The following is a 25598-nucleotide window of genomic DNA, read 5'->3' on the forward strand; positions in this document are numbered from 1 at the left end:
ATTCGCGCGATCAGGCGCGTATGATCCAAAAAATTCTGTAGATTATTTCCGTGGACGTCTTGCTCAGGCAAGGCGACGCTATCCCCAGCGGGTCAGCCGGATCGAGATGATGGTGGCGAGGCCAAATGCCACCATCGCCGCTCCGACCAGCGCAAACAGTGTCCACGCCGGCGCGCTCACGGTGGCGAGCCACCAGCCGCCGATGCCGACCAGCAGCAGGCGGATGGTCCCGGCCAGCACCGGCCCGCCGACCTTGGCGGCGCCTTGCGACGAAAAGTACAGGCAGACGCCGACGCCGAAGAAGCCGAATCCAGGGCCGGCCAGTGCGAAATAGGACGAAGCCGCGGCTGTTACGCCGGGATCGCTGGTGAACAGTGCGATCCACAGCGTCGGCTCGACTGCGACCACAAGTCCGACCAGTCCGACCACGAGGCCCGCGACCGTGCCGGCGGTCCACGCCACCTTGCGCGCCCGCGTGACAAATCCTGCGCCGATCGCCATGCCGACCATCGGCACCGAGGCGACGCCGACCGCGAAGGCGATCGGGATCAGCAGGAATTCCAGCCGCGAGCCCATGCCGTATCCGGCCAGCGTCTCGGTGCCGAAGCCGGCCAGGATCTTGGTGAAGATCAGGATGGTCAGCACGCTCTGCAGCGGCGACAGGCAGGAGATCGCGCCGACCTTGAGAATGTCGAGAAACATCACGCGCTGGAATCTGAAGGCGGCGAAGTCGAGCTTCAGCCGACTGCGGCCGGAGGCGAGATACCAGGCGAGGAAGATTGCACCGCACGTGAAGGCCGTGAGCTAGCCGGAGGCGACGCCGCGCATGCCTAGGCTTGGCAAGCCGAACAGCCCGAGCCCCAGCACGCCGCCGACCGCGATCTGGATCATCGAAACCGTGATCAGCGTCATCGAAGGAATCCGCATGTCGCCGGTGCCGCGCACCACGGAGGCGAGCGTGTTGACCAGCCAGATCGAGATCGCGCCGGAGAACAGCACCTGCGAATAGTGCAAGGACTGTTCGAGCACGCCGCCGCGTCCGCCCAGCAGAGCATAGAAGCTGCTGTCGAAGCCCAGCATCATCACAGTGAAGAACAGCCCGAGGCCGACCCCGATGATCGCCGCATGCAGCGCGAGGTCGGCGGCACGCGCTCGATCTCCGGCGCCGAGCGCGCGGCTGATCGCCGACGAGACGCCGCCGCCCATCGCGCCCGCCGACATCATCTGGTTCAGCATCGCGAACGGAAACACCAGTGCGATGCCAGCCAGCGGCTCGGTGCCGAGCCGGCCGATATAAGAGGTCTCGGCAACCGCGACCAGCGTCGAGCCGAACATCGCGATGGTGTTGGGGACCGCGAGCTTGAGCAGCGTCGGCAGGATCGGTGCCGTCAGCAAATGATCGACCGGCACCGCAGGCGCGGCCGCGGCGGGGCTGACGTCGTCGATCGAGGCTTCAATGGTCATGCGCTTGCTTCGCCTCTCCCGCTTGCGGGGGAGGCCGACGCGCGCGCAGCGCGTGGCGGGTGGGGGCTCTCTCCACGGAATAACTCGTGGATAGAGCCCCCACCCCAACACACCCCCGCAAGCGGGAGAGGGGGCCTGCTGCCGATGTGGCCACGACGGGACATCAACTGATCATCTCGGAATCAATAAATGATGATCGACATGCTAAAGTGCGTGGCTTATTCAGGCCACCCGCACCTGCGCAGGGGTCACCACGGCAGGCCGCATAGGTCGATCTTGCCCTGGCGCGGCGCGCGCACGATGTCGTTGACGAATGGCGCCATCGCCTCGAAGCGGATCTTCCCCGCGGGCTGTTCACACGTAACTTCGCCGGTGAAGGGATGCCAGCCGCGTGCCTGGTAGAACGCGAAATTGTGCGGCTCGCAGAATAAGATTGCAAATTTCACCGCATCGTTGGCACGAATGGTGTGCACGGCGGCGTCGAGCGCGAGTGACGCGTAGCCGCGCCCCCGGCAGTCCTCGCGGGTCGAGACCCCGCCGATGCCGCCGACATGCACCTTGTGGCCATTCCAGGTGATTGTCCGGAAATAGATACCGACATGGCAGGCCAGCCCGCCGTCATCGGGCGCGTCGAGCAGCACGCGCAAATCCGCGTGAGCCCATTTGATGTCGGCCCACGGTTTGTTCTGCATGACCTCCGGGCTCCAGACCATTCGGAGCAGGGGCTCGGCGCGCGGCCATGACGCATCTCCGTTGAGAATGTCGATTTCGATGCTCATCGTCTGGGTCCTTGGTCTTGGCTTTGGTCTTGGCTTTGGACTTGGCTTTCGGCTGTGCCGATCTGTCATAGCCGATCAGAAAATGCGGTGTTTCTCCGCCGTGGAACCTTCTATAAGGGGGACCCGTTAAGTGTAGTCTCCCACCCTCTGTTGGACATTACCCCATGACCTTCACGCTACCCGATCTGCCCTACGCCCACGACGCCCTTGCGCCCTATATGTCCAAGGAAACGCTGGAGTTTCACCACGACAAGCATCACCAAGCCTACGTCACCAACGGCAACAACGCGATCAAGGGGACCGAATTCGAAGGCAAGTCCCTCGAGGAGATCGTGAAGGGTTCGTTCGGCAAGAACGCGGCCGTCTTCAACAATGCCGGTCAGCACTACAACCACATCCACTTCTGGAAGTGGATGAAGCCGAACGGCGGCGGCAGCAAGCTGCCCGGCCGGCTCGAGAAGAAGATCAACGAAGACCTCGGTGGCTTCGAGAAGTTCAAGACCGACTTCGCGGCCGCCGGCGCCGGCCAGTTCGGCTCCGGTTGGGCCTGGCTGCAGGTCAAGGGCGGCAAGCTCGAGGTCGCCAAGACCCCGAACGGCGAGAACCCGCTGGTCCACGGCGCAGTGCCGATCCTCGGCGTCGACGTCTGGGAGCATTCCTACTACATCGACTACCGCAACCGCCGTCCGGACTATCTGAAGGCGTTCGTCGAAAATCTCGTCAATTGGGACTACGTCGACGAGCTGTTCGGCAAGGCCGGCTAAGCGTTCTGATCGCACTTTCACGAACGGTCCTTCACCCACCCCTGGAGGGGGAGGTGAAGCGAATGAAATGAGCGGCGGGGTGGGGTGACGGTCTATCCGGGCGCGATACTGTCCGTGCCCGGGAGATCACCCCACCCCGTTTCGCATTCCGCTTCGCTTCATGCGAACCGACCCTCCCCTTCCAGGGGAGGGTGAATTTTGAGCAAGGCTGCTCAAGCTTCTTCACACACCAGCGGGGGCATTGGTGGGTAACGCGGCAAGCTATCTTCTGGTGTTCTTCGGCGGCGGTCTTGGCGCGATGCTGCGGCACCTGATCAACGTCACCTGCGCGCGCTGCATCGGCACCGCATTTCCTTACGGCACTTTCATCATCAACATCACGGGCTCGACCGTGATGGGCCTGATCGCCGGCTATCTCGCCTTCAAGGGCGAGGCCTCGCAGCCCTGGCGGCTGTTCCTGATGACCGGCATCCTCGGCGGCTACACCACCTTCTCCGCGTTCTCGCTCGACGCCGCGCTGCTCTATGAGCGCGGCGAACTCGGGCTTGCAGTGCTGTATGTCGCGGGCTCTGTGGCGTTGTCGATCATGGGGCTGTTCGCCGGATTGGCGATCGTGCGGCATTTGACCTGAGCCGACGTTAGCGGCGATCACTCTCCGTCGTCATTCCGGGGCTCGCGAAGCGAGAGCCCGCAATCCATCAGGCGGCGCATCGGATGGATGAATGGATTCCGGGACACCGGTGGTGTGGCAGCGGGATCGCGACCATCCACCACCGTCGTCCTGACGAAGGCCAGGACCCATTACCCCAAATCTCAATTGATGCGCGACGCCGAGGCCACGATCCGGTTCGTTACCGAAAGCGGTGGTTATGGGTCCTGGCCTTCGCCAGGACGATGGGGGAGGAGCCCACAACCCCTCCACCCGGCGGCAATCCGTTCATCCCGGGAACCCGCCAACCGGCTCGGCCGGCGGCATTTCCCGCCTCCAAATTTCCCTTTGGTAACCTCGCCTTAACCATGATTAGCGTTTGGTTAGGGTCGGAATGCCGCGTGAAAAGCCCTCGTTTTGACATGTTGGCAGGGGAAGCAGGGCCCGGCTTTGGACGGGCCCCCCATGCGACAGATGTAAGAGGCTCTCGCGCAGTTTTGCCGCGCCGGGCACGCGGCCGTGGAAGGGGTGCCGATTGGCGGCCCGCCGAATTGGGACACTTGCGTTGAGAGGATATTGCCGATGAATCCCGCCGATGTGGCTCAGTCGACTCTGCCACTGGCATCGAGCGATGTATCGCTGATCGCATTGTTTTGGCAGGCTCATTGGGTCGTCAAATGCGTGATGCTGGGACTTCTGTCCTGCTCGGTGTGGGTCTGGGCGATCGCAATCGACAAGATCCTGCTCTACGCCCGTACCAAGCGGGCAATGGACAAGTTCGAGCAGGCTTTCTGGTCCGGCCAGTCGATTGAGGAACTCTACCGGGCGCTCTCTGCCAAGCCGACACAGTCGATGGCGGCCTGTTTCGTGGCCGCAATGCGGGAGTGGAAGCGCTCCTTCGAGAGCCAGTCGCGGTCGTTTGCCGGCCTGCAGGCCAGAATCGAGAAGGTCATGAACGTCTCGATCGCCCGCGAGGTGGAGCGGCTGGAACGCCGCCTCCTGGTGCTCGCCACCGTGGGCTCCGCGGGCCCGTTTGTCGGCCTGTTCGGCACCGTCTGGGGCATCATGTCGAGCTTCCAGTCGATCGCGGCCTCGAAAAACACCTCTTTGGCGGTGGTGGCGCCCGGTATCGCGGAAGCGCTGTTTGCGACCGCAATCGGCCTGATTGCCGCAATTCCGGCGACTATTTTCTACAATAAGTTCACCTCGGAGGTGAACCGGCAGGCCGCGCGCTTGGAGGGGTTCGCCGACGAGTTCTCCGCCATCCTGTCGCGTCAGATCGACGAGCGGGGCTAGAGCATGATCCGGAAAAGTGGGTACCGGTTTTCCGAAAAGATCATGCTCAAACAAAGAGATGTGATGGTCACTCTTGTGAGCGCACGATCATGGCGATGAGCATGGCAGGGTCCGGCGGTGGTGGCAGACGCCGCCGCGGGCGCAAGCCGGTCATGGCCGAGATCAACGTCACGCCGATGGTCGACGTGATGCTGGTGCTGCTCATCATCTTCATGGTGGCGGCGCCGCTGATGACGTCGAACATCGATATCGATCTGCCGGTCGCGAGCGGTGGCAAGTCGATCTCGTCGAACCAGCCGCCGCTGACGTTGTCGGTCAAGCGCACCGGTGGTGGCTGCAACTCGAATGTCGAGCTCTACCTCGGCGACGCGCCGATCACGGCCGCCGATTTTCCGGCCAAGATCAAGGCGATCGGAGACGCCCGGTCGGAAGCCGAAAAAGTGGTCTATCTGCGTGGCGACAAGGACGTCTGTTACACGGATATGATGAAATTGCTCGGGGAAGTCCGGGCCGCGGGATTCAAGGCGAATATCGTCATCATCCCGGAAGGCGGATAACCACCATGCCAAGGCACGGGGAAGCCTGATTTGAAGGTCAAGGTCGACAAGACTCTGGCGGCATCGATTGTCCTGCACGTCCTCGTGATCGGGTGGGGCCTCGTGTCGTTTTCGACCAGGGCATACGTGATGCCTGAAGAGGATACTGTTGCCGTCGACGTAATCTCGCCCGACCAGCTCTCTCATGTCATGGCGGGCCTGAAGGACGGCAAGAAGGAAAATCCCAAGCCGCTGGTCGAGAAGGTCGCCGAGGCCAAGCCGATGGACGATGCCGTCGGCAAGATCGATGACAAGAAGCCGCCTGTCGTGACCGATACCGCGCCGGCGCCGACGCCGAAGGTGGAGAAGCCGGAAGACAAGAAGCCGGATCCGCCGAAGAAGGTCGAGAACAAGCCGGAGAATAAGCCAAAGGAAGAGCCGAAGCCGATCGAGAAGAAGCCCGATCCGGTGAAGCCCGACCCGATCGCGGAAGCGATCAAGAAGGAAGAGAAGAAGCCGCCGCCGAAGCCTGTCGCACAGGCCGCCAAGCCGCCGCCGGAGCAGAAGCCGAAGGATCGCGTGTTCGACCAGAGCAAGATCGCAGCGCTGCTCGACAAACGCGATCCGACGCGTGCCTCGGCGACCGGCGACACGCTCAACGCCAATGCTTCGCTCGGCACGGCAAAGGGCAAGGCCGCCGATAACTCCGCGACCTGGGGCGCGATGTTCAAGCAGCAGGTCGAGCGTTGCTGGAAGAAGCCCTATGGCGGCATCGAGGCACAGCAGACCGAGGCCGTTTTCGAGATCAAGCTGAACCGTGAGGGCAAGCTCGAAGCGCCGCCGGTGCCGGAAGGTACGCCGGGAACGCCCTATTTGCGCGTCTATCAGGAGAGCGCGCTGCGGGCGATCATCGAATGCCAGCCGTATAAACTGCCGGCCGCCTTCTTCGAGGAATGGAAGTATTTCGCGCCGGTGTTCACGGAACGGAAGACCTGAGGACAATCGCGTCGCCTGGCCAACGGCAAGCAAAGTTACCGACAATGACCAACACGAATGATTTGCGGACCATGAAATTTCGCCTCGACCGTCGACAGATGATCTCCGGAATTGCGGCCCTCGGCGCGCTTGCCGGAACCCGGAGCGCTTTCGGGCAGGCTGGCCCGAAACGAATTCCGATTCCGGAAGGCGAGTTCGCGCCGGTGCCGATTGCGATCCCGAATTTTGCGGCGGGTACGCCCGGCGACGCCGAGGTCGGCGTCGGCGTCACGCAGGTGATCACCAACAACCTGAAGCGCAGCGGCTTGTTCGCGCCGATCGATCAGGCCGCCTATCTCGAGAAATCGATCAACATCGACGCGGCGCCGAACTTCAACAACTGGAAGAGCATCAACGCGCAGGCGCTGGTGACCGGCCGCATGACGCGCCAGGGCAACGGGCGCGTGAAAGCGGAGTTCCGGCTCTGGGACGTCAACACCGGCCAGCAACTCGCCGGTCAGCAGTACGACACGTCGGCGGAATACTGGCGGCGTATCGCCCACATCATCTCCGACCAGATCTACGAACGCATGACCGGCGAGAAGGGCTATTTCGATACTCGTATCGTGTTCGTCGACGAGAGCGGCTCGGCGGATCGCCGCGTCAAGCGGCTCGCGCTGATGGACCAGGACGGCGCCAATGTGCGCTATCTGACCCGCGGCTCGGATCTCGTGCTGACGCCGCGCTTCTCGCCGTCGACCCAGGAAATCACCTACATGGAATTCGGGCAGGGCGACCCGCGCGTCTATCTGCTCAACATCGAGACCGGCCAGCGCGAGATCGTCGGCAACTTCCCCGGCATGTCGTTCTCGCCGCGCTTCTCCCCCGACGGCCAGCGCGTCATCATGAGCCTGCAGCAGGGCGGCAACTCCAACCTGTTCGTGATGGATCTGCGTTCGAAGTCGATGACGCGGCTGACCGACACGCCGGCGATCGACACCTCGCCATCCTACGCGCCCGATGGCACGCGGCTCTGCTTCGAATCCGATCGCGGCGGCAAGCCGCAGATCTATGTGATGCCGGCAACCGGCGGCGCCGCGCAGCGCATCTCGTTTGGCGACGGCACCTATTCGACGCCGGTGTGGTCGCCGCGCGGCGATTACATCGCGTTCACCAAGCAGGGCGGCGGGCAGTTCGCGATCGGCATCATGAAACCGGATGGCTCCGGCGAGCGCATCCTGACCTCGGGCTTCCACAATGAGGGTCCGACGTTTGCGCCGAACGGGCGCGTCGTGATGTTCTTCCGCGATCCCGGCGGCAACAGCGGACCGTCGCTGTTCACCATCGACGTCTCCGGGCGCAACGAGCTGCGGGTCCCGACCCCCGGTTTTGCCTCCGATCCGGCCTGGTCGCCGCTGTTGTCCTGAGCTCGCGCAAGGCTGCTCCGGGGAACCCCGGAGCCGGTCGGCACTTCTTACCTAGCGCACTGAATTTTATGCCAAATTTCGATTATCAATCGTTCGCGGCAAGGACTCGCTAACGATATTCCCTCAGAAAGACTTCACCTGCGACCGCTAAAACTACGCAGCCGGAAAGGGATGCGTACGTCTACAGATGCAGTTGGTAGATCAGAAACGACGAGGCAACCAGGACGAGCTGGAGCCGGTGCTCTACGCTGCTCTCGTCGATTCGATGCGCCAGAACTTCTGGGCGATGTTCCTCGGCAGCGTCGCCACCGCCTCCGCCGCGGTGATGACCGCGCTCAAGACCGGCAATGTGCTGCTGTGGCCGTTCGCTTTCCTGATCGTCGCCATCGGCACCGCGCGCGCGGTCTGGATGCGCAAGTATGACGAGGGACAGGGCGGCGGGCTGACCTACGAGGAAGCCAAGGTCTGGGCGCCGCGCTACTCGATCGGTGCGATCGTCTACGCCATGGTGCTGGGCGCCTGGTGCTTCGTCACCATCCTCGGCAGCGATGATGCCATCGCCCACATGCTCTGCGTCGCGGTGACGGTCGGCTATACCGCCGGCGGCGCGGCCCGCAATTACGGGCGGCCACGGCTGCTCCAGCTCCATGTGCTGGTCGCCTGCGGCCCGATGTCGCTCGCCTTGGCGCTGCATGGCGACTTCTACTATGTCGGCCTTGCGACCCTGCTGGTGCTGTTCTTCCTCGGCCTCAAGGGCATCAACCTCAGCCTCCATGCGATCTTCGTCAAGGCGCTGACCGCGAGCTTCCGCGAGGCGGCACTGGCGCACCAATTTGATACCGCGCTCAACAACATGCCGCACGGCCTGTGCATGTTCCGCGCCGACGGACGCCTTGCGGTGATGAATCACCGCTTCATCGAGATGATGGAGCTGTCGGACGATTTCGTGCAGCGCGGCGCCAGCGCGGCCGATATCTGCAATGCCTGCGTGCTGTCCGGCGCGATCTCGGCCGCGGCCGCGCAGCAGATCCTTTACGAGATCGAGAGCTCGCAGCGCGGCGACATCGTCACCAGCGACCCCGATCCGGCGCAGAACCGTTCGCTCGACTGGACGTTCCAGCCGATGGCCGGCGGCGGCACGGTCCTGCTGGTCGAGGACATCACCGAACGCAAGGACGCCGAGGCAAGGATCAGCCACCTCGCACGCTACGACGAGCTGACCGCGCTGCCCAACCGCGTCAATTTCCGCGACGAGATCGGCCGGCTGCTCGCCATGCAGAACGGCGACCATCGCTCCGCATTGCTGTTCGTCGATCTCGATCAGTTCAAGCAGGTCAACGATACGCTCGGCCATCCCTGCGGCGACCAGCTGCTTTGCGCGGTCGCCGAGCGGCTGCGCGAGATGCTGCGTCCGGAGGATTTCGTGGCCCGGTTCGGCGGCGACGAATTCGTCGTGTTCCAGCAGAACATCCACTCGCATGAGGACGCCGCCGCGCTGGCGCGGCGCATCGTCGACCGCCTCAGCGAGCGCTACAAGATCGACAATCATCTGGTCGAGATCGGCGCCAGTGTCGGGATCGCGATGACCGCGCCCGGCGTCGGCGCCGACACGCTGCTGAAGAACGCCGACATGGCGCTCTACCGTGCCAAGGCCGACGGCCGCGGTACCTTCTGCTTCTTCCGCGATGAGATGGCGCAAACCGTCGAGGCCCGCCGCATCCTCGAGCTCGATCTGCGCAAGGCGCTCGCCAACGAGGAGTTCGAGCTGTTCTACCAGCCGCTGATCAACCTGAAGTCCGGCAAGGTCTCGACCTGCGAGGCGCTGCTGCGCTGGAACCACCCGGTGCGCGGCACGGTCTCTCCGGTCGACATCATTCCGGTCGCCGAGGACATGGGCCTGATCGTCGATCTCGGCCGCTGGATCCTGCGCAAGGCCTGCATGGAATGCATGAAGTGGCCCGAGGCGGTCAGCGTCGCGGTCAACTTCTCACCGCAGCAGTTCCATCAGCGCGACGTGCTGAGCGAGGTCCGCTATGCGCTCGAGGTCTCCGGTCTGCCCGCGCATCGCCTCGAGATCGAGATCACCGAATCCTCGTTGCTGCACAACACCGAGCTGACCCACGATGTGCTGTCGCAGCTGCGCTCGCTCGGCGTGCGGATCTCGCTGGACGATTTCGGCACCGGCTACTCGTCGCTCAGCTACCTGCACAATTTCCCGCTGCAGAAGGTCAAGATCGACCGCTCCTTCCTCGAAGGCATCGACTGCGATCGGCCGCTGACCTTGCTGCGCGGCGTGGCGCGGCTATCCGCGGACCTCGGCATGTCGGTCGTGGTCGAGGGCATCGAGACCAACGAGCAGCTCGAACTGATCAGTGCCGACGGTGCGGTGACCGAAGCCCAGGGGTATCTGTTCAGCCGGCCGGTTCCCGCCGTCCGCATCCGCCAGCTGCTCAATGCCTCGCACGGCCGCCGCGCCGACGAGCAGCTGCACGTGGTTCCCTCGCGCTCGATCGCGTGAGCCGGCCAAACATCTCAATCGATAGTTGCATGATCCTTCGGCTGCACTATTCGTAGTGTGCCCTTGGATACGAGGTTAACTGTATTGCCTCGATTGCTTTGACGAAAATTAAGAAGCTGTTAAGGTTTCGGGCAGCTCGCAAAAGTTGTCGTGAAAGTCCGGAGTAGCTCATGAGGTCCCCCGTCGTTGCGCCCCGCGCTTTTTCGCGGGGCCTCGAGCTGCTCGACCAGGTTGACTACCGCCTCGCCCAAACGCCCGCCGAAAAGGAAGAGCTCTACAATCTGCGTTATCGCGCCTATCTGCGTGAAGGCGCGGTGAAGGAATCCGCGGAGCAGCGGGTCACGGATCAATATGATGATCTGGAGAACTCCTGGACCTTCGGCGTCTATCTCGACGGCGAGCTCAGCAGCTCGGTTCGCATCAGCGTGCTGACGAGCGAGTGGCGCGAGTCGTGCTCTGCGGAGGCCTTCGGCGAAATCCTGCATCCGAGGCTCGATCGCCATCAAGTCATCATCGATCCCGCGCGATTTGTTGCGGATCCCGATCGGGCCCGGCGCGCGCCCGAGCTGCCCTATGTCACCGTTCGTCTCGCCTATATGGCGTGCGAATATTTCAGCGCTGATCTGGGGCTGGCGATCGTCCGTCCGGAGCACCAGGCATTCTACCGGCGCGTCTTCTTCCACGAGACCATTGCCGAGCCACGCCTGTTCCCGGGCCTGCTCAAGCCGGTCGGGCTGATGGCGGCGGATTTCCCCACCATGCGAGACAAGGTGTTCACGCGCTACCCGATGATGCGTTCGTCGGCGTTCGAGCGCCGTATGCTGTTCGAGCGCGAGCACCATGTGCTCCAGCAGCCGACGATCAAGCGATTCGAGCGCCCTTCGATCGTGCCGCATTCCTGAGCGCGAACTATCCGGCTGCCGTTGCGTCGCTGCTGCCGTTCCAACGTTCCAATTCTGCAACTTTCTGTCGCCGGCTGGCCACGGACGGCGCCAAAATTGCCGTCGAGCGATTTGGTTCCCGCGAACCTTGCCTTCCCTTCACCATCGCGCCACATTTGCCACCCATTAACCATCGGGGGCGCTTTCCGGCATTGTCTGGCATTTGATGGGGTCCAGCAAGGTCTCGTCAAGGTTGACGGAACGTTCGCTTAACCATCGCCCTGTAGACCGATTGGGTAGTACGAAGAGCGCGAGCGTGGAGGCTCCGGGAATGAAATATCTCCAGGGTATGAAGCTGGTTGCGGTTCTGGCGGTGGCGCTGTCGATGGGCGCCTGCGCCAACAAGAACCCGTTGGACGCCAACGGCGCGATTGGGGGCGCAGCGACCCCGGGTAGCCAGCAGGACTTCGTGGTCAATGTCGGCGACCGCGTGTTCTTTGAAAGCGATCAGACCGATCTCAGCCCGCAGGCGACTGCGACCCTCGACAAGCAGGCGCAGTGGCTGCAGACCTACAACCGTTATTCCTTCACCATCGAAGGTCATGCGGACGAGCGCGGCACGCGTGAATACAACATCGCGCTCGGTGCCCGCCGCGCCCAGTCGGTTCGCGCCTACCTTGCCTCGCGCGGCATCGATCCGAGCCGCATGCGCACCATCTCCTACGGCAAGGAGCGCCCGGTTGCGGTCTGTAACGACATCTCCTGCTGGTCGCAGAACCGTCGCGCCGTCACCGTGCTGAACGCCAGCTCCTGACGCGATCCCGAATACGTTTCCAAGCCGGCGCCCTCGGGCGCCGGTTTTGTTTTGGCCGCATGGCGGCCCGGAGCGCCTTCATCAAGATGAACGAAGCTGCGCGCAATTGGCCGCTTGCTTGTTCCAGCGCCCGTACTAAACCGGTATCCGCGGCGTTGTCCCGGATTTGAAGTGCCAGTCACAATTCCGGCGTACTCCGTCCCTCAATGTCGCTCGCTTTTCACGTCGATCTCGTCGTCAGGGCAAAATGTCATCCAGGCTTCATTTTCTTTCCTCCGCCGCGGCGATCGCGGCGCTGTTCGCCGTTTCCGCACCAGTGTTTGCCCAGTCCGACGATTCCGATGCCGAGATGCGGATCGAGCGGCTTGAAAACCAGCTGCGGCAGCTGACCGGTCAGAACGAGGAACTGCAGTACCGCAATCGTCAGCTCGAGGAGCGGCTGCGCCAGCTTGGTGGCCAGCCGCCCGGCGCTCCTGGACAGGCTCCGGCCGGCCAGCCCAATGTCGCGGCGGTGCCTCCGGCGCAGCAGCCGCAGGCTTACCCGCAAGCCCAGCCGGGTTATGCCCAGCCGCAGCAGGGATACGGCCAGCCACAGCAAGGATATGGCCGGCAGCCGCAGGGCGGCTATGACCAGCAGCAGATCGCAACGCCCGCGCCGATCGTGCAGGAGCCGGCAGCTGCGGCAGCCCCCGGCCGCCGCGGCCGCGGCGATGCCTTCGATCCGAGCCAGAACCCGAATGCCCCCGGCGCTCCGCGCGCGCTCGGCGGCGCCCAGATGCCGATGCAGAGCGAAGCGGCGGTCGGCGCGCCCGGCGGCCGCGGGGCGGGCGAGCCCCTCAATCTCGGCAACACCAGCCCGCAGCGCGGTGCCCCCGGCGCAAGCGCGGCCCTGACCACGTTGCCGCCGTCGGCCACGTCGAAGGACGAGTTCGACCTCGGCATCGGCTACATGCAGCGCAAGGACTATGCGCTCGCCGAAGAGACCATGAAGAACTTCGCGACGAAGTATCCAACCGATCCCTTGGTGGCGGATTCGCAATATTGGCTCGGCGAAAGCTATTTCCAGCGCCAGCAATATCGCGACGCCGCGGAAACCTTCCTCGGCGTGACCACCAAGTTCGACAAATCAGCGAAGGCGCCCGACGCGCTGCTGCGGCTTGGCCAGTCGCTGGCGGCGCTGAAGGAAAAGGAAGCCGCCTGCGCCGCGTTCGGCGAGGTCACGCGGAAGTACCCGCGCGCATCCGGCGGGGTCAAGGCTGCGGTTGACCGCGAGCAGAAGCGCGTGAAGTGCTAAACCGGCAAGGGGAGGCCGCTTCCGGCCTTTCTACGACCTGCTGGTTCTGCGATGCCCGACGACCAATCCGCCATCCCGGCAAGGGACGCCAAGCGCCTGTTCGCAGGCCTGGCGCGCGCGCCGGCGATCGTGCTTGCGGTGTCCGGTGGTCCGGATTCAGTCGCGCTGATGTGGCTGGCTGCGCGTTGGCGCCGCGCGCTCGCGCAAGGGCCGCGACTGGTGGCGGTCACCGTCGATCACGGCCTGCGTCCTGAAGCGGCTCGCGAGGCGCGCGATGTCAAGCGGCTGGCGCGAAGCCTCGACCTGCCACATCACACGTTGCGCTGGAACGGATCCAAGCCCAGGACCGGCGTGCCGGCTGCCGCGCGCGAGGCGCGCTATCGTCTGCTCGCGCAAGCCGCGCGCAAGCACGGCGCCACGCATATCCTGACCGCGCACACCCGTGACGACCAGGCCGAGACGCTGCTGATGCGGATGCTGCGCGGCAGCGGCGTCGCGGGCCTCTCGGCGATGGCGCGCGACACCGAGCGCGACGGCGTTCTGCTGACGCGGCCGCTGCTCGATATCTCCAAGGCGCAGCTGATCGCAACGCTGCAGAAGGCGCGCATCGGCTTTGTCGACGACCCGACCAACCGCGACCTGTCCTTCACGCGGCCACGGCTGCGCGCACTGATGCCGCTGTTGGCCGAGGAGGGCGGCGACGCGCGGAACCTGGCACGGCTTGCCGCGCGGATCGCGCGGGCCAATGCCGCGCTGGAGGTGCTGGTCGATGGCGCCGAGCGCTATCTTGCGTTGAAAAGCGAGGATAACCTCGACGCAGGCTTCGACGCTGCGCTGTTCGCGGCGATGCCGGACGAGATCCGCCTCCGTCTGCTCAAGCGCGCCATCGACCGCACCGGGCATGAGGGGCCGGCCGAACTTGGCAAGGTCGAAACCCTGCTCGCCGCGGTCGACCAGGCCCTGGATGGGGCCATCGGACAACGCGAATCGAAGCTGAAACAGACGCTTGCCGGAGCGGTTATCAGCGTCGCCTCGGGCCGCATCAGGATCAGCCCGGCACCGCCCCGCCGGGCACGTTCCCGCTGAGCCGGGTTCGATTGTTTCAATCGCTGTCATAATCCGGCAAGGTGGCTTAACCACCCCGGAAAAACACCGGATTCTGCGTCATTTTTTGACCGGGAATCGCGCTAGGATGCGGTAAATAGTCGTGCGTGGTTCCCTTGGCATCGACCCCAGCGGCACCTAGATTGTAGGGCATCGACGGGATGGATTCCCTGGGGATTCCCACAGACCCTGCCCAAGGATAGAGAGAGGCCGCGATCCGCGCGACCACCGAAGGAAGACCATGAACGCCAATCTGCGGAATTTCGCCCTCTGGGTCATCATTGTCCTGCTGCTGCTGGCGTTGTTCACGCTTTTCCAGAATCCCGGCCAGCGCTCGTCGTCCTCGGACATCTCGTTCTCGCAGCTTCTCACTGAAGTCGATCAGGGCCATGTCCGCGATGTCGTGATTCAGGGGCCCGAGATTCACGGCACCTTCAACAACGGCACCAGCTTCCAGACCTACGCGCCGAGCGATCCGACGCTCGTGAAGCGGCTCTATGACGCCAAGGTGCAGATCACCGCGAAGGCGCCCGGCGACAACGTGCCGTGGTTCGTCTCGCTGCTCGTCTCCTGGTTGCCGTTCATCGCGCTGATCGGCGTCTGGATCTTCCTGTCGCGGCAGATGCAGGGCGGCGCCGGCAAGGCGATGGGCTTCGGCAAGTCGCGCGCCAAGATGCTGACCGAGGCGCATGGCCGCGTCACCTTCGAGGACGTCGCAGGTGTCGACGAGGCCAAGCAGGACCTGCAGGAGATCGTCGAATTCCTCCGCGACCCCGGCAAATTCCAGCGGCTCGGCGGGCGCATTCCGCGCGGCGTGCTGCTGGTCGGACCTCCCGGCACCGGCAAGACGCTGATCGCGCGCGCGGTCGCTGGCGAAGCCAATGTGCCGTTCTTCACCATTTCCGGTTCTGACTTCGTCGAAATGTTCGTCGGCGTCGGCGCGAGCCGTGTCCGCGACATGTTCGAGCAGGCCAAGAAGAACGCGCCTTGCATCATCTTCATCGACGAAATCGACGCGGTCGGCCGTCATCGCGGCGCCGGCCTCGGCGGCGGCAATGACGAGCGCGAGCAGACGCTGAACCAGTTGCTGGTCGAGATGGACGGCTTCGAGGCCAATGAAGGCGTGATCCTGATCGCGGCGACCAACCGTCCCGATGTGCTCGATCCCGCGCTGCTGCGTCCGGGCCGCTTCGACCGTCAGGTCGTGGTGCCCAATCCCGACGTCGTCGGCCGCGAGCAGATCCTCAAGGTTCACGTCCGCAAGGTGCCGCTGGCGCCGGATATCAACCTCAAGACCATCGCGCGCGGCACCCCGGGTTTCTCCGGCGCCGACCTGATGAACCTCGTCAACGAGGCTGCGCTGACCGCCGCCCGCCGCAACAAGCGGATGGTGACGCAGGCCGAGTTCGAGGAGGCCAAGGACAAGGTGATGATGGGCGCCGAGCGCAAGTCGCTCGTCATGACCGAGGAAGAGAAGCTGCTGACGGCCTATCACGAGGGCGGTCACGCCATCGTCGGCCTCAACGTCGTCGCGACCGATCCGATCCACAAGGCGACCATCATTCCGCGCGGCCGTGCGCTCGGCATGGTGATGCAGCTGCCGGAGCGCGACAAGTTGTCGATGTCGCTGGAGCAGATGACCTCGCGCCTCGCCATCATGATGGGTGGCCGTGTCGCCGAAGAGCTGATCTTCGGCCGCGAGAAGGTGACTTCGGGCGCCGCCTCCGACATCGAGCAGGCAACCCGCCTGGCCCGCATGATGGTGACGCGCTGGGGCCTCTCGGAAGAGCTCGGCACCGTCTCCTATGGCGAGAACCAGGACGAGGTGTTCCTCGGCATGTCGGTCTCGCGCACGCAGAATGCGTCCGAGGCGACGGTCCAGAAGATCGACTCCGAGATCAAGCGCCTGGTCGAGGAAGGCTACAAGGAAGCGACCCGGATCCTCACCGAGAAGCACGGCGACCTCGAAGCCCTGGCCAAGGGCCTGCTCGAGTTCGAGACGCTGACCGGCGACGAGATCATCGACCTCTTGAAGGGCAAGAAGCCCAACCGCGAGTCGGTGCTGGAGCCGTCGACGCCACGCGCCTCCGCCGTGCCGCCGGCCGGCAAGTCGCGCCCGCGTCCCGATCCGGACACCGGCCTGGAGCCGCAGCCGCAGGCGTAAGCCTCGACCGCCATGGCCGGCACCTCCGGCAAACCGATTGTGCAAAAGCTCGGCCTCAAGCCGGGCTTTTGTATTTTTGTCGACGGGCTGTCCGTCCCGTACAGCGACATCGTCGGCGAACTGCCTGCCGAGCTGCGGATCGCGAAGACCGCGCGGGCGCCGCTCGATGCCGTGCATCTGTTCGCCGCAGATGCCAAGGGGCTTTCAGCCAAGCTGCGACGCTACCGGGAGGCGATCGCGCCTGACGGCATGATCTGGGTCTCGTGGCCGAAGAAGAGCTCAGGCGTCGCGACCGATCTCGACGACAGCGCGGTGCGCGAGGCCGGGCTCGCGGCCGGCCTGGTCGACATCAAGGTCTGCGCTGTCGGTGCGATATGGTCTGGGCTGAAATTCGTGATCCCGGCCAAGCAGCGCGGCACGCGCTGAGATTGCGGCGGCGTGTGAGCTCCAGACCGGGAACTAGGTTGAGATCGATCGTATTTGAAGGTGGCACTCTGCACTCTGCCCGTCACCCTGAGGAGCGCGCTCTTGCGCGCGTCTCGAAGGATCGACGGCCACCGGCGGGGCCGTGCATCCTTCGAGACGCGCTGCGCGCTCCTCAGGATGACGGGATAAGCAGCGCGCGCTTCTCGACGAAGGAATGGGGCAGGCTATTTCGAACTCTCGGCAGCCGGCATCGCGCCGACCCTCGCCTCGTCCGACCGCACATGGATGACGGCGATATCGTCCTTGTAGAGCCGCTTCCAGCCCTTCAGGTGGTCCAGCGCGTTTCCGGCCGGAGAGTCCGAACTCAGCAGCGTGGCGTCGATGCGGTATTTGTCGAGCAGGTCGAGCAGCTGGCCGGCGTCGCGGGCATCGAGCGCGGCGTAATAGTCGAGCACGAATTGCTCGCCATACAGCTCGGCGCGGCCGTCGATGAACACCTTGATGTCGCGGCTCACCAGATAGCCGCCGAACGGCGCGGTATTGAACACGCGCTGCGCCTTGTGCTGCTGGAGGACGTCGACCGCGGCAGCGGGCCAGAACACCGGCAGGAATTTGAACTGGTGCTGCGCGACGAACATCGTCGTCGTCACCCACGCCCCGATCACCATCGCGACAGCAGCCAGGATCGTGACGACGGGGAGCGAGCGGCGTGCCTCGAAGCGGGCGGCGGTGACGGCCGCCATCCCCCATTGTTCTGATATCGGCTTGGCGAGCACCAGCGGCGCGATGAACGCGAACACCTCGATGTTGCGGATATGGCTCAGCGCCATCCAGACCAACCCGAGCAGCAGCAGGATCCGCGGCACCGACAGCGTGAGCCCGCGATAGCAGATGAGGCCGATCAGGCCGAGCAGCGTGGCTTCGAAGAAGCTGGGCTTGCTGAAATCCGCGGGCATCCACTCGCCGATCAGCGTCAGCAGCTTGCCGAGGCTGAGGATCTTGGTCGCGCCGAGCAGGCTATTCCAGCCGTAGGGCGTCACGCAGCTTGCGGCCAGCGCCGCGATGCCGAACAGTCCCCATCGCACGATGAGCTCGCGCCGGCGGCTCGGCTCAGCACTCCACACCGCCTCCAGTCCGATCGGCCCGATCAACGCGAGGCCGAGCACGAAGCCGCCGTGCAGATTGGCCCATAGCGCCATCAGCGGCAGCAGCCACCAAGATGGATAGGTGCGGCGATCCGCAGCCGCCATCAGGCCGCCGATGAACGCCAGCAGCACCGGCAGCGCCAGCACATGTGGCCGCGCGAAGAAGTGGATGGTCGACAATAGCAACGCCAGCGCCGCGATCAGGATCGCACGCGCCGGATCGAAATACGGGTTCAAGAGATGCAGGAAGATCCCGACCGTCGCGCCGATCGCGATCGACGTCAGGATCACCGGCCCGGCCCAATCGCCGCCATAGACGAGGGCGTACGCCACCTGCGACAGCCACGAGCTCGAAATCCACGCTCGCCGAAACGGGTGAAGGAGAACACGTCGGATGTCGGCATCGCGCCGTGTTCGAGGATCCACTGTCCAACCTTGATCTGCCATTCCGTGTCGGAATCGCGCAGCAGGATTTCACCGGCGGAGAGATAAAACAGATAGGCGCCCACGGCCGCGCACAGCGGCACCAGCCCTCGCACAGAGCTACGGCTGCTCACGCTGCTGGTGATGGAGAGTGACATGCGCCTTCTTTGGTTTGGCCGGGGACATCGAGGCAACGCCACACGTGACGTTGGGCGCACTCGACCACGGTCTCAGATAAATTCGGGTAAATGCGGGCCCGATGCGCGTGGGTCCGCGCGAGACCAGATGCCTCGATTTCGAGCGCTGATCTTAGCTCGCGGTTTACCATCGAAGGCCCGATCCGAGCCTGAGTGCCGTTGGCGACCGCCGATCTGTCGCTGAATTGGGTCGGCCTAGGGGCATCCGCAGGCCGGGGCGGCCGCCGGCTCAATCTGAGGTGGCGTGCGACCGTCGCAAAATCCTTACAATTCCAGCTTGTCATCCCGTCTGAATAGTTGTTCACTTCTTCAAGCGATTGCGGGATCAATCGTTCAAAACATTGAAGACGCGTGTGTTCTGCCGGTGGGCGCCGGCCAGGGCATACGGTGGGGGACGGAACGCCATGGTCTACCGGCGAACACATCAAGTCGTGAAACGGCTGGCTGCCCGGCGCAGCGCCATCCTGTCGGCTGCGCGGGATGCTGCGGCTGCGGGCGGCATGGCGGCGGTCCAGATCGCGCCCGTCGCGGTGCGGGCCAATGTCGCCGCCGGCACCGTCTACCGCTACTTCCCGTCCAAGGCCGAGCTGATCTCGGAATTGATCACGGAAGTTTCGCGCGACGAGCTGTCGGCGATCCGGCGCGCCGCCGATGCAGCGCCAGGGCCGTCATCGGCGCTGGCCGCGGCGGTGACGACGATCGCGGTCCACGTGCTGTCGCAGCGCAAGCTGGCCTGGGGCATCCTGGCCGAGCCGGTCGATGTCGACGTCACCGCCTCGCGCCTCGCCAGCCGCCGCGATATTTCCGGCGAGCTCGCCATGCGCATCGATGCCGCCGTGCGCGCCGGCCATCTGCCGGCACAGGATACGGCATTGGCCGCCACCGCCTTGCTCGGCGCGCTGCACGAAGCGCTGGTCGGCCCGCTCGCACCGAGCAATCTCGACGATCCGATCAAGCTGCGCGATGCGGTGCAGACCGTGACGCTGCTCGCGCTGCGCGCGGTCGGCGTGATGGATGCGCGCGCCCGCGGTCTCGTGGTGCAGGCGACGACCCCGGCGAAGGCGCTGGTCGGCGCCTAGAGCTTCGGTTCTGGTCGAATCGAAGCTCTCAATTTCTATTTTGACGCGTTTTCTTCACGCGAACCGGCGTCCACTTCGCTTGAAAACGCTTTGGCGCCAAGCGCGCGGCGAATACTTCTGTCGCATTGGCGTTGTAGCTTTGCGGGCTGGGTTCAACCAACCTCAGGGAGCAACGCATGACGACGACCCACGGTTCGGCCAAATGGCAGGGCGGCATCAAGGACGGCAAGGGCGCGATCTCGACCAAGAGCGGCGCGCTCGCCGATTACCCCTACGGCTTCGCCAGCCGCTTCGAGGGCAAGCCCGGTTCGAACCCCGAAGAGCTGATCGGCGCGGCGCACGCCGCCTGCTTCACGATGGCGCTGTCGCTGATCCTCGGCGAAGCCAAGCTCACCGCCGAGCACATGGAGACCAAGGCCGACGTGACGCTGGAGAAGGTCGCTGACGGCTTCGCCATCACCGCAGTGCACCTGACGCTATCGGCGAAGATCCCGGGCGCCGATAACGCGGCGTTCCAGGAATTGGCGGGCAAGGCCAAGGCCGGATGCCCGATCTCGAAGCTGCTCAACACCAAGATCACGCTGGACGCGTCGTTGCAGGGCTGACGGTCAGGAGTGCAGTGATGCGTGGCCCGGCGCGGCCGGTTAGAGCTGCGCGTCGCCTTTCGGTCCGACCGAGGCGATGCGCAGCATGTTGGTGGTGCCGGGCGCGCGTAGCGGCACGCCGGCGACGATGATGACGCGCTGGCCGGCCTTGGCGAAACCGTCGCGGAATGCAATCGAACCGGCGCGGTCGACCATGTCGTCGAGATCGTGCGCATCCTCCGCGACCACGCAATGCACGCCCCACACCACCGACAGCTTGCGGCCGGTGGCGAGATTCGGCGTGATCGCGACCACCGGCACCTTGGGCCGCTCGCGCGCCACGCGGATGCCGGTCGAACCCGATGACGTCCAGCAGATGATCGCCGACAGATCGAGCGTCTCGGCGATCTGCCGCGCGGCGTCGGCAATGGCGTCGCCCACCGTCGCCTCGGGATCGACGCGCTGCGCATTGATCACGCTGCGATAGGTCGGATCGCGCTCCACTTCCTCGCCGATGCGGTTCATGGTCGAGACCGCCTCGACCGGGAATTTGCCGGCGGCGGATTCCGCCGACAGCATGATGGCGTCGGCGCCTTCGTAGACCGCGGTGGCGACGTCGGAGACTTCGGCGCGGGTCGGCACCGGCGCCTGGATCATCGACTCCAGCATCTGGGTCGCGACCACCACCGGCCTGCCGGCGCGGCGCGCCATCCGGATCATCTGCTTCTGCAGGCTCGGCACCCGCTCCAGCGGCAGCTCGACGCCGAGATCGCCGCGCGCCACCATCAGGGCGTCCGCCGCATCGATGATGTCGGCGAGGCGGTCGATCGCCTGCGGCTTCTCGATCTTGGCCATCACGGCGGCACGGCCGCGGATCATCTTCTGGGCCTCGATCACGTCCTCGGCACGCTGCACAAAGGACAGCGCCACCCAATCGATGCCTTCCGGCAGCGCGGCTTCCAGGTCGGCGCGATCCTTCGGCGTCATCGCGGAGACGGGCAGATCGGTGTCGGGCAGGCTGACGCCCTTGCGATCCGACATCTTGCCGCCGATCACGACGCGCGTGACCGCGCGCCCGGGCGAGGTTTCCTCGGCGATCAGCCGCACCTTGCCGTCGTCGAGCAGCAGCGCGTGGCCGGGGCGGAGCGCGGCGAGGATTTCCGGATGCGGAAGCTGGACGCGGCTGTTGTCGCCAGGGGTCTTGTCGGAATCCAGAATGAAGCTCTGGCCGTTCTTGAGCTGGGTCGATCCTTCCGCGAACGAGCCGAGCCGCAGCTTCGGGCCTTGCAGGTCGACCAGGATGCCGATCGGCCGGCCGTAGCTCGATTCGACATTGCGGATGGTCTTGACCAGCTCCCGCATCTTGTCGTGCGGGGTATGGCTCATGTTGATGCGGAAGACGTCGGCGCCCGCCTCGAACAGCTTGCGGATCATCGCGCTGTCTGAAGAGGCCGGGCCGAGCGTTGCGAGGATCTTGATTCGACGCAGCCGTCTCATTGTTTGTTTCCGGGCGGCGTTGCGGCTGGCGGCAGACCCGGCGGCGTTGCGCCCGGCGGCGGATTTGGCAGGCCCGGCATCGCCCCGGGGCTTCCCGGGGCTACGCCGCCCGGCATTCCCGGTACTTTCTGCGGCTGTTGCTCGTTGGCTTCGGTCAGCTGGACGGTCCATGCACGCTGCTCGCCGGTGTCGACCTCGAAGAAGCCGGTGCGGTCAAAGCCCCGCGCCAGGCAATTCTCGGTGCCCTTGATGGTGAATTCCTTGTCGCGCGAGCACATGAAGGCCTGGCCGGACCATTCGCCGCCGCGATCGTAGTCGAGAGCGTAGATGTAGTAGTAGCGCGCCACAAGATTGCCGCGCAGCAAGGTCTCGCAGGTCCGCGACGACACATTCCACCAGCCTTCGGTGGTCCAGCCTTCGGCGTCCTTGTAGCCGAGCGCGATCCCGACGCGGCTCGAGGTGTTGTTGCAGAGCCTGAAATCGGCGGCCGCCGGGCTCGCCCACAGGCAGGCCGCGACAACCGCCAGCACCGGCAGGAGGCCGGCCACGATCAGGCGGATGGTGCGGGGAGGAGCTGAGGCGAGAGAATCTGTTGGGCTCATGCGGCGAAGCTATATCAAACCATTGACGATTTCGCGTGCCCGGCAGGCACTGTCAACGGGCGGGCGCCCGTTTCCCGCGCTGTGGGACCGTGGCAAGTGTTGGCCGGACAGGTCCGTATTGCGCGTCGATATGGCAAAATCTGTGACAATTCCCACCTGATATCAATATGGTGAGCGCCTCACACCGGGATCACGATCATGAGCATTGACGACAAAACTAGAACGGAACTTGAGGCTGCGGTGTTTCGGCGCCTCGTCAGCCATCTGCGTAACCGGACCGATGTGCAGAACATCGACCTGATGAACCTTGCCGGCTTCTGCCGCAACTGCCTGTCCAACTGGATGAAGGAAGAGGCCGACGCCAAGGGCCTTGCGGTGAGCAAGGACGAGAGCCGTGAGGCGGTCTACGGCATGCCCTATGAGGAGTGGAAGACGAAGTACCAGGGCAGCGCGACGCCGGAGCAACTCGCGGCGATGAAGAAGGCCCAAAGTGGTCACTAATTCCCGATCTGTGTGACGTCAGTTCCGCGGCCACCAGCATCTCCTGTGGGCGCGCTGTGGATGAGCGCGATGTTTCCTTGACGGAACGTGCTCCAAAATCGAGGGTCGCCCGCAACAAGCGGTGCGCGTGGCGCGTATTCGCGCGACATTTCATTGCCATTTCAGGAGTACGCAATGGCCACCACGTCTGCCGCCGTTCAGGACGAGCCCGCAACGCGATTTGCCAAGGACCAGCTCAGGTCCATCATCGAGCGCATCGAGCGGCTGGAAGAAGAAAAGAAGACGATCTCGGACGACATCCGCGACGTCTACGCCGAGGCCAAGGGCAACGGCTTCGACGTCAAGGCGCTGCGCACCATCGTGCGCCTGCGCAAGCAGGATGCCAATGAGCGCCAGGAGCAGGAGACCATCCTGGAGACCTATATGCAGGCGCTCGGCATGCTGTGAGGCGGCCGGCGGGCTGGCCTGACGCCGTCAGGCCGTCCGCCGAGGGTACTCCCGATGGCTCCTGCCGAGCCTCGGTCGAGGCTTGGGTGACATCCCGGGATTTGCTAGACTGGCGGCGAGGTAACCGGGCAGATCGTTCAGATGGACGTGCCAGGACCAGAGCGCCGGCTCGCTGCGGTCCTCGCCGCCGACATGGTCGGCTTTAGCCGCCTGATGGAGGCTGACGAGACGGGCACCCTTGCGCGCCTCAAGACCCATCGGATCGAGCTGATCGATCCTGCCATCGCCAAGAACCGCGGCCGCATCATCAAGACCACCGGCGACGGCATGCTGGTCGAATTCCACAGCGTCGTCGATGCGGTGCTGTGCGCGGCCGAGGTCCAGAGCCGGATGGCCAAGCGCAACACCGACGTCGCGCCGGCGCGGTGGATGCAGTTTCGCATCGGCATCAATCTCGGCGATGTGATCGTCGACGGCGCCGACATCTTCGGCGACGGCGTCAATGTCGCGTCCCGCCTGGAGACGCTGGCCGAGCCCGGAGGCATCTGCATTTCCGGCGCGGTCCGCGACCAAGTCGGCGATCGTCTGGAAGATCTGAGCTTCGAGGATCTCGGCGACCAGACCGTCAAGAACATCGCGCGCCCGATCCGGGTTTTCCGTGTCCATTTCGAATCGGGCGCCAAATCCGCGACCGGGCAGTCGAACGCGGCGGTCGCCTCCGTCGTCGCCAAGAAACCCTCTATCGCCGTCCTGCCGCTCGTCAACATGAGCGGCGATCCCGAGCAGGAATTCTTCGCCGACGGGCTCACCGAGGACATCATCACCGAGCTGTCGCGCTTCCACGATCTGCTGGTGATCTCGCGCAACTCGACCTTCGTGTACAAGGGCAAGGCCGTAAAGGTGCAGGACGTCGCGAAGGAATTCGCCGTCGACTATGTGCTGGAAGGCAGCGTGCGCAAGGCGGGCGGCCGGATCCGCGTCACGGTGCAGCTGATCGATGCCGAGGCCGACCGGCACGTCTGGGCCGAGCGCTATGACCGCGAGCTTGCCGACATCTTCGCCATCCAGGACGAGATGACGCGCGCGATCGTGGCAATCTTGCCGGGCCGCGTCGAGGCTGCGGCGCATGACCGCGCCAAGCGCAAGCGGACCGACAACATGGCGGCCTATGAATGCGTGCTGGCGGCCAGGGTACTGCATCATCGCTCGGCACGGGACGACAATGCGGAAGCGCAGCGATTGCTCGAGCGGGCCATCGTGCTTGACCCGAATTATGCCCATGCCCACGCTTGGCGCGCCTGCGTGCTGGGCCAGACCTGGGTCTACAACTGGTGCGAGGATCGCGACGCGACCCTTGCCCAGGTGGCCGCCGAGCTCGAGATCGCGCTCAAGCTCGATGACAACGACAGCGACGTGCACCGGATCCTCGCCGCGCTGAACCTCAACCGCGACGACCACGACAAGGCAACCTTCCACCAGGAGCGCGCGCTCGCGCTCAACCCGAATTACGACCTTGTCGTCGTGCAGCAGGGTGAACTGCTGACCTGGCTCGGGCGGCCGGAGGAAGGCATCGACTGGATCAAGCGGGCGATGCGCCTCAATCCATTCCATCCGGAGCGCTTCTGGAGTCATCTCGGCCGCGCCTGCTATTGCGCCGAAAAATACGCCGACGCCGCCGAGGCGTTCTCGCGCATCACGCGGCCCGACCACACCCATCACGCCTTCCTCGCCGCGACGCTGGCGCAGATGGGCAACGCGGTTGCGGCCACAGCCCATGCGGCCGAGGTGCTGAAGCGCGAACCGGCCTTCACGGTCGCTGCCCATCTGGCAACCCAGCACTACAAGCGCGAGCCCGACCGGGCGCGCTACGAGGCCGGCCTGCTCAAGGCGGGACTGCCGGCTTGATCAAACGGCTTTCGGGATGAGCTAAAGCGTGATGGCATTAAGTCCGATAGCCTGAACTTCTGAGGTAGTTGGCGCATTCCTCGGAGGTGAAGGCATCGAGTGCGTGGCCGATTGCGGCGCAGACCGC

The 25598-nt window shown here is 64.7% G+C and carries 21 protein-coding genes and 2 pseudogenes; 18 read left to right on the forward strand and 5 right to left on the reverse strand.

Annotation, left to right across the window (positions count from 1 at the left end; translation table 11 throughout):
• Positions 1-78: 78 nt before the first annotated feature.
• Both AC628_RS19775 and AC628_RS19780 read right to left on the reverse strand, forming a co-directional pair.
• Positions 79-1464, reverse strand: a pseudogene (locus AC628_RS19775) (MATE family efflux transporter).
• A 248-nt stretch (positions 1465-1712) separates the two neighbouring features.
• Positions 1713-2243: a GNAT family N-acetyltransferase gene (locus AC628_RS19780; protein WP_074128459.1), complete on the reverse strand. Its 531-nt coding sequence runs from the start codon at positions 2241-2243 to the stop codon at positions 1713-1715.
• A gap of 164 nt (positions 2244-2407) precedes the next feature.
• Between AC628_RS19780 and AC628_RS19785 the strand changes: the two genes are divergently transcribed.
• The 13 genes from AC628_RS19785 (at position 2408) to AC628_RS19845 (ending at position 17091) form a co-directional block, all read left to right on the forward strand.
• Positions 2408-3007: a superoxide dismutase gene (locus tag AC628_RS19785; RefSeq protein WP_074128460.1), complete on the forward strand. Its 600-nt coding sequence runs from the start codon at positions 2408-2410 to the stop codon at positions 3005-3007.
• Positions 3008-3251: 244 nt separating this feature from the next.
• Positions 3252-3638, forward strand: a complete 387-nt coding sequence (crcB, locus tag AC628_RS19790; protein WP_074128478.1) for a fluoride efflux transporter CrcB — start codon at positions 3252-3254, stop codon at positions 3636-3638.
• Positions 3639-4238: 600 nt separating this feature from the next.
• Complete coding sequence (gene tolQ / locus AC628_RS19795) at positions 4239-4952, forward strand: protein TolQ (RefSeq protein ID WP_016846954.1); 714 nt, start codon at positions 4239-4241, stop codon at positions 4950-4952.
• Positions 4953-5041: 89 nt separating this feature from the next.
• Positions 5042-5509, forward strand: coding sequence for a biopolymer transporter ExbD (locus tag AC628_RS19800; RefSeq protein WP_074128461.1), 468 nt, complete (start codon positions 5042-5044; stop codon positions 5507-5509).
• Positions 5510-5539: 30 nt separating this feature from the next.
• Positions 5540-6484 (forward strand): cell envelope integrity protein TolA, encoded by a 945-nt coding sequence (tolA, locus tag AC628_RS19805; RefSeq protein WP_074128462.1) that lies wholly within the window; start codon positions 5540-5542, stop codon positions 6482-6484.
• A gap of 71 nt (positions 6485-6555) precedes the next feature.
• Positions 6556-7890 carry a Tol-Pal system beta propeller repeat protein TolB gene (tolB, locus tag AC628_RS19810; RefSeq protein ID WP_074128479.1) on the forward strand — a complete coding sequence of 445 codons (1335 nt, stop codon included), beginning with the start codon at positions 6556-6558 and terminating at the stop codon, positions 7888-7890.
• Positions 7891-8077: 187 nt separating this feature from the next.
• Entirely contained in the window at positions 8078-10408 is a 2331-nt protein-coding gene (locus AC628_RS19815) for a putative bifunctional diguanylate cyclase/phosphodiesterase (protein ID WP_074128463.1), read from the forward strand.
• A 170-nt stretch (positions 10409-10578) separates the two neighbouring features.
• Positions 10579-11310: an N-acyl amino acid synthase FeeM domain-containing protein gene (locus AC628_RS19820; RefSeq protein WP_074128464.1), complete on the forward strand. Its 732-nt coding sequence runs from the start codon at positions 10579-10581 to the stop codon at positions 11308-11310.
• A 310-nt stretch (positions 11311-11620) separates the two neighbouring features.
• A complete protein-coding gene (gene pal, locus AC628_RS19825) occupies positions 11621-12103 on the forward strand; it encodes a peptidoglycan-associated lipoprotein Pal (RefSeq protein ID WP_021078622.1) in 483 nt (160 codons plus the stop codon).
• 247 nt (positions 12104-12350) lie between these two features.
• Positions 12351-13397, forward strand: a complete 1047-nt coding sequence (gene ybgF / locus AC628_RS19830) for a tol-pal system protein YbgF (protein WP_074128465.1) — start codon at positions 12351-12353, stop codon at positions 13395-13397.
• 51 nt (positions 13398-13448) lie between these two features.
• Complete coding sequence (gene tilS / locus AC628_RS19835) at positions 13449-14483, forward strand: tRNA lysidine(34) synthetase TilS (RefSeq protein ID WP_074128466.1); 1035 nt, start codon at positions 13449-13451, stop codon at positions 14481-14483.
• 259 nt (positions 14484-14742) lie between these two features.
• Complete coding sequence (gene ftsH, locus AC628_RS19840; RefSeq protein ID WP_074128467.1) at positions 14743-16665, forward strand: ATP-dependent zinc metalloprotease FtsH; 1923 nt, start codon at positions 14743-14745, stop codon at positions 16663-16665.
• Positions 16666-16677: 12 nt separating this feature from the next.
• Positions 16678-17091: a DUF3052 family protein gene (locus AC628_RS19845; protein ID WP_074128468.1), complete on the forward strand. Its 414-nt coding sequence runs from the start codon at positions 16678-16680 to the stop codon at positions 17089-17091.
• Positions 17092-17315: 224 nt separating this feature from the next.
• Here the strand turns inward: AC628_RS19845 and AC628_RS19850 are convergent.
• Positions 17316-18817, reverse strand: a pseudogene (locus AC628_RS19850) (hypothetical protein).
• 443 nt (positions 18818-19260) lie between these two features.
• Between AC628_RS19850 and AC628_RS19855 the strand changes: the two are divergent.
• Positions 19261-19935 carry a TetR/AcrR family transcriptional regulator gene (locus AC628_RS19855; RefSeq protein ID WP_021078615.1) on the forward strand — a complete coding sequence of 225 codons (675 nt, stop codon included), beginning with the start codon at positions 19261-19263 and terminating at the stop codon, positions 19933-19935.
• A 176-nt stretch (positions 19936-20111) separates the two neighbouring features.
• Positions 20112-20540 carry an OsmC family protein gene (locus AC628_RS19860; RefSeq protein WP_074128469.1) on the forward strand — a complete coding sequence of 143 codons (429 nt, stop codon included), beginning with the start codon at positions 20112-20114 and terminating at the stop codon, positions 20538-20540.
• Positions 20541-20579: 39 nt separating this feature from the next.
• On the opposite strand, the gene pyk is transcribed toward AC628_RS19860, so the two are convergent.
• Both pyk and AC628_RS19870 read right to left on the reverse strand, forming a co-directional pair.
• The gene (gene pyk, locus AC628_RS19865; RefSeq protein WP_074128470.1) at positions 20580-22016 is read right to left on the reverse strand and encodes a pyruvate kinase; all 1437 of its coding nucleotides are present in this window, start codon (positions 22014-22016) and stop codon (positions 20580-20582) included.
• Complete coding sequence (locus AC628_RS19870; RefSeq protein ID WP_074128471.1) at positions 22013-22618, reverse strand: DUF1036 domain-containing protein; 606 nt, start codon at positions 22616-22618, stop codon at positions 22013-22015. The genes pyk and AC628_RS19870 overlap by 4 nt, the downstream gene beginning before the upstream one ends.
• A 198-nt stretch (positions 22619-22816) precedes the next feature.
• On the opposite strand from AC628_RS19870, the gene AC628_RS19875 reads away from it, so the two are divergent.
• The 3 genes from AC628_RS19875 to AC628_RS19885 all read left to right on the forward strand — a co-directional run bounded on the left by AC628_RS19875 (position 22817) and on the right by AC628_RS19885 (position 25471).
• Positions 22817-23119, forward strand: a complete 303-nt coding sequence (locus AC628_RS19875) for a DUF1244 domain-containing protein (protein ID WP_074128472.1) — start codon at positions 22817-22819, stop codon at positions 23117-23119.
• Positions 23120-23293: 174 nt separating this feature from the next.
• Positions 23294-23566, forward strand: a complete 273-nt coding sequence (locus tag AC628_RS19880) for a DUF2312 domain-containing protein (protein ID WP_050422683.1) — start codon at positions 23294-23296, stop codon at positions 23564-23566.
• Between the two features lie 141 nt (positions 23567-23707).
• Complete coding sequence (locus AC628_RS19885) at positions 23708-25471, forward strand: adenylate/guanylate cyclase domain-containing protein (protein WP_074128473.1); 1764 nt, start codon at positions 23708-23710, stop codon at positions 25469-25471.
• Positions 25472-25598: the final 127 nt, after the last annotated feature.

It is taken from the genome of Bradyrhizobium sp. NAS96.2, assembly GCF_001908235.1.
Taxonomy (GTDB): domain Bacteria; phylum Pseudomonadota; class Alphaproteobacteria; order Rhizobiales; family Xanthobacteraceae; genus Bradyrhizobium.

Bases quoted from the DNA above. Each gene is read 5' to 3' on its own strand.
- AC628_RS19780 (WP_074128459.1), bottom strand. From the start codon at position 2,243: ATGAGCATCGAAATCGACATTCTCAACGGAGATGCGTCATGGCCGCGC.
- AC628_RS19785 (WP_074128460.1), top strand. From the start codon at position 2,408: ATGACCTTCACGCTACCCGATCTGCCCTACGCCCACGACGCCCTTGCG.
- tolQ (WP_016846954.1), top strand. From the start codon at position 4,239: ATGAATCCCGCCGATGTGGCTCAGTCGACTCTGCCACTGGCATCGAGC.
- AC628_RS19800 (WP_074128461.1), top strand. From the start codon at position 5,042: ATGGCGATGAGCATGGCAGGGTCCGGCGGTGGTGGCAGACGCCGCCGC.
- tolB (WP_074128479.1), top strand. From the start codon at position 6,556: ATGAAATTTCGCCTCGACCGTCGACAGATGATCTCCGGAATTGCGGCC.
- AC628_RS19815 (WP_074128463.1), top strand. From the start codon at position 8,078: ATGCAGTTGGTAGATCAGAAACGACGAGGCAACCAGGACGAGCTGGAG.
- AC628_RS19820 (WP_074128464.1), top strand. From the start codon at position 10,579: ATGAGGTCCCCCGTCGTTGCGCCCCGCGCTTTTTCGCGGGGCCTCGAG.
- pal (WP_021078622.1), top strand. From the start codon at position 11,621: ATGAAATATCTCCAGGGTATGAAGCTGGTTGCGGTTCTGGCGGTGGCG.
- ybgF (WP_074128465.1), top strand. From the start codon at position 12,351: ATGTCATCCAGGCTTCATTTTCTTTCCTCCGCCGCGGCGATCGCGGCG.
- tilS (WP_074128466.1), top strand. From the start codon at position 13,449: ATGCCCGACGACCAATCCGCCATCCCGGCAAGGGACGCCAAGCGCCTG.
- ftsH (WP_074128467.1), top strand. From the start codon at position 14,743: ATGAACGCCAATCTGCGGAATTTCGCCCTCTGGGTCATCATTGTCCTG.
- AC628_RS19845 (WP_074128468.1), top strand. From the start codon at position 16,678: ATGGCCGGCACCTCCGGCAAACCGATTGTGCAAAAGCTCGGCCTCAAG.
- AC628_RS19855 (WP_021078615.1), top strand. From the start codon at position 19,261: ATGGTCTACCGGCGAACACATCAAGTCGTGAAACGGCTGGCTGCCCGG.
- AC628_RS19860 (WP_074128469.1), top strand. From the start codon at position 20,112: ATGACGACGACCCACGGTTCGGCCAAATGGCAGGGCGGCATCAAGGAC.
- pyk (WP_074128470.1), bottom strand. From the start codon at position 22,016: ATGAGACGGCTGCGTCGAATCAAGATCCTCGCAACGCTCGGCCCGGCC.
- AC628_RS19870 (WP_074128471.1), bottom strand. From the start codon at position 22,618: ATGAGCCCAACAGATTCTCTCGCCTCAGCTCCTCCCCGCACCATCCGC.
- AC628_RS19875 (WP_074128472.1), top strand. From the start codon at position 22,817: ATGAGCATTGACGACAAAACTAGAACGGAACTTGAGGCTGCGGTGTTT.
- AC628_RS19880 (WP_050422683.1), top strand. From the start codon at position 23,294: ATGGCCACCACGTCTGCCGCCGTTCAGGACGAGCCCGCAACGCGATTT.
- AC628_RS19885 (WP_074128473.1), top strand. From the start codon at position 23,708: ATGGACGTGCCAGGACCAGAGCGCCGGCTCGCTGCGGTCCTCGCCGCC.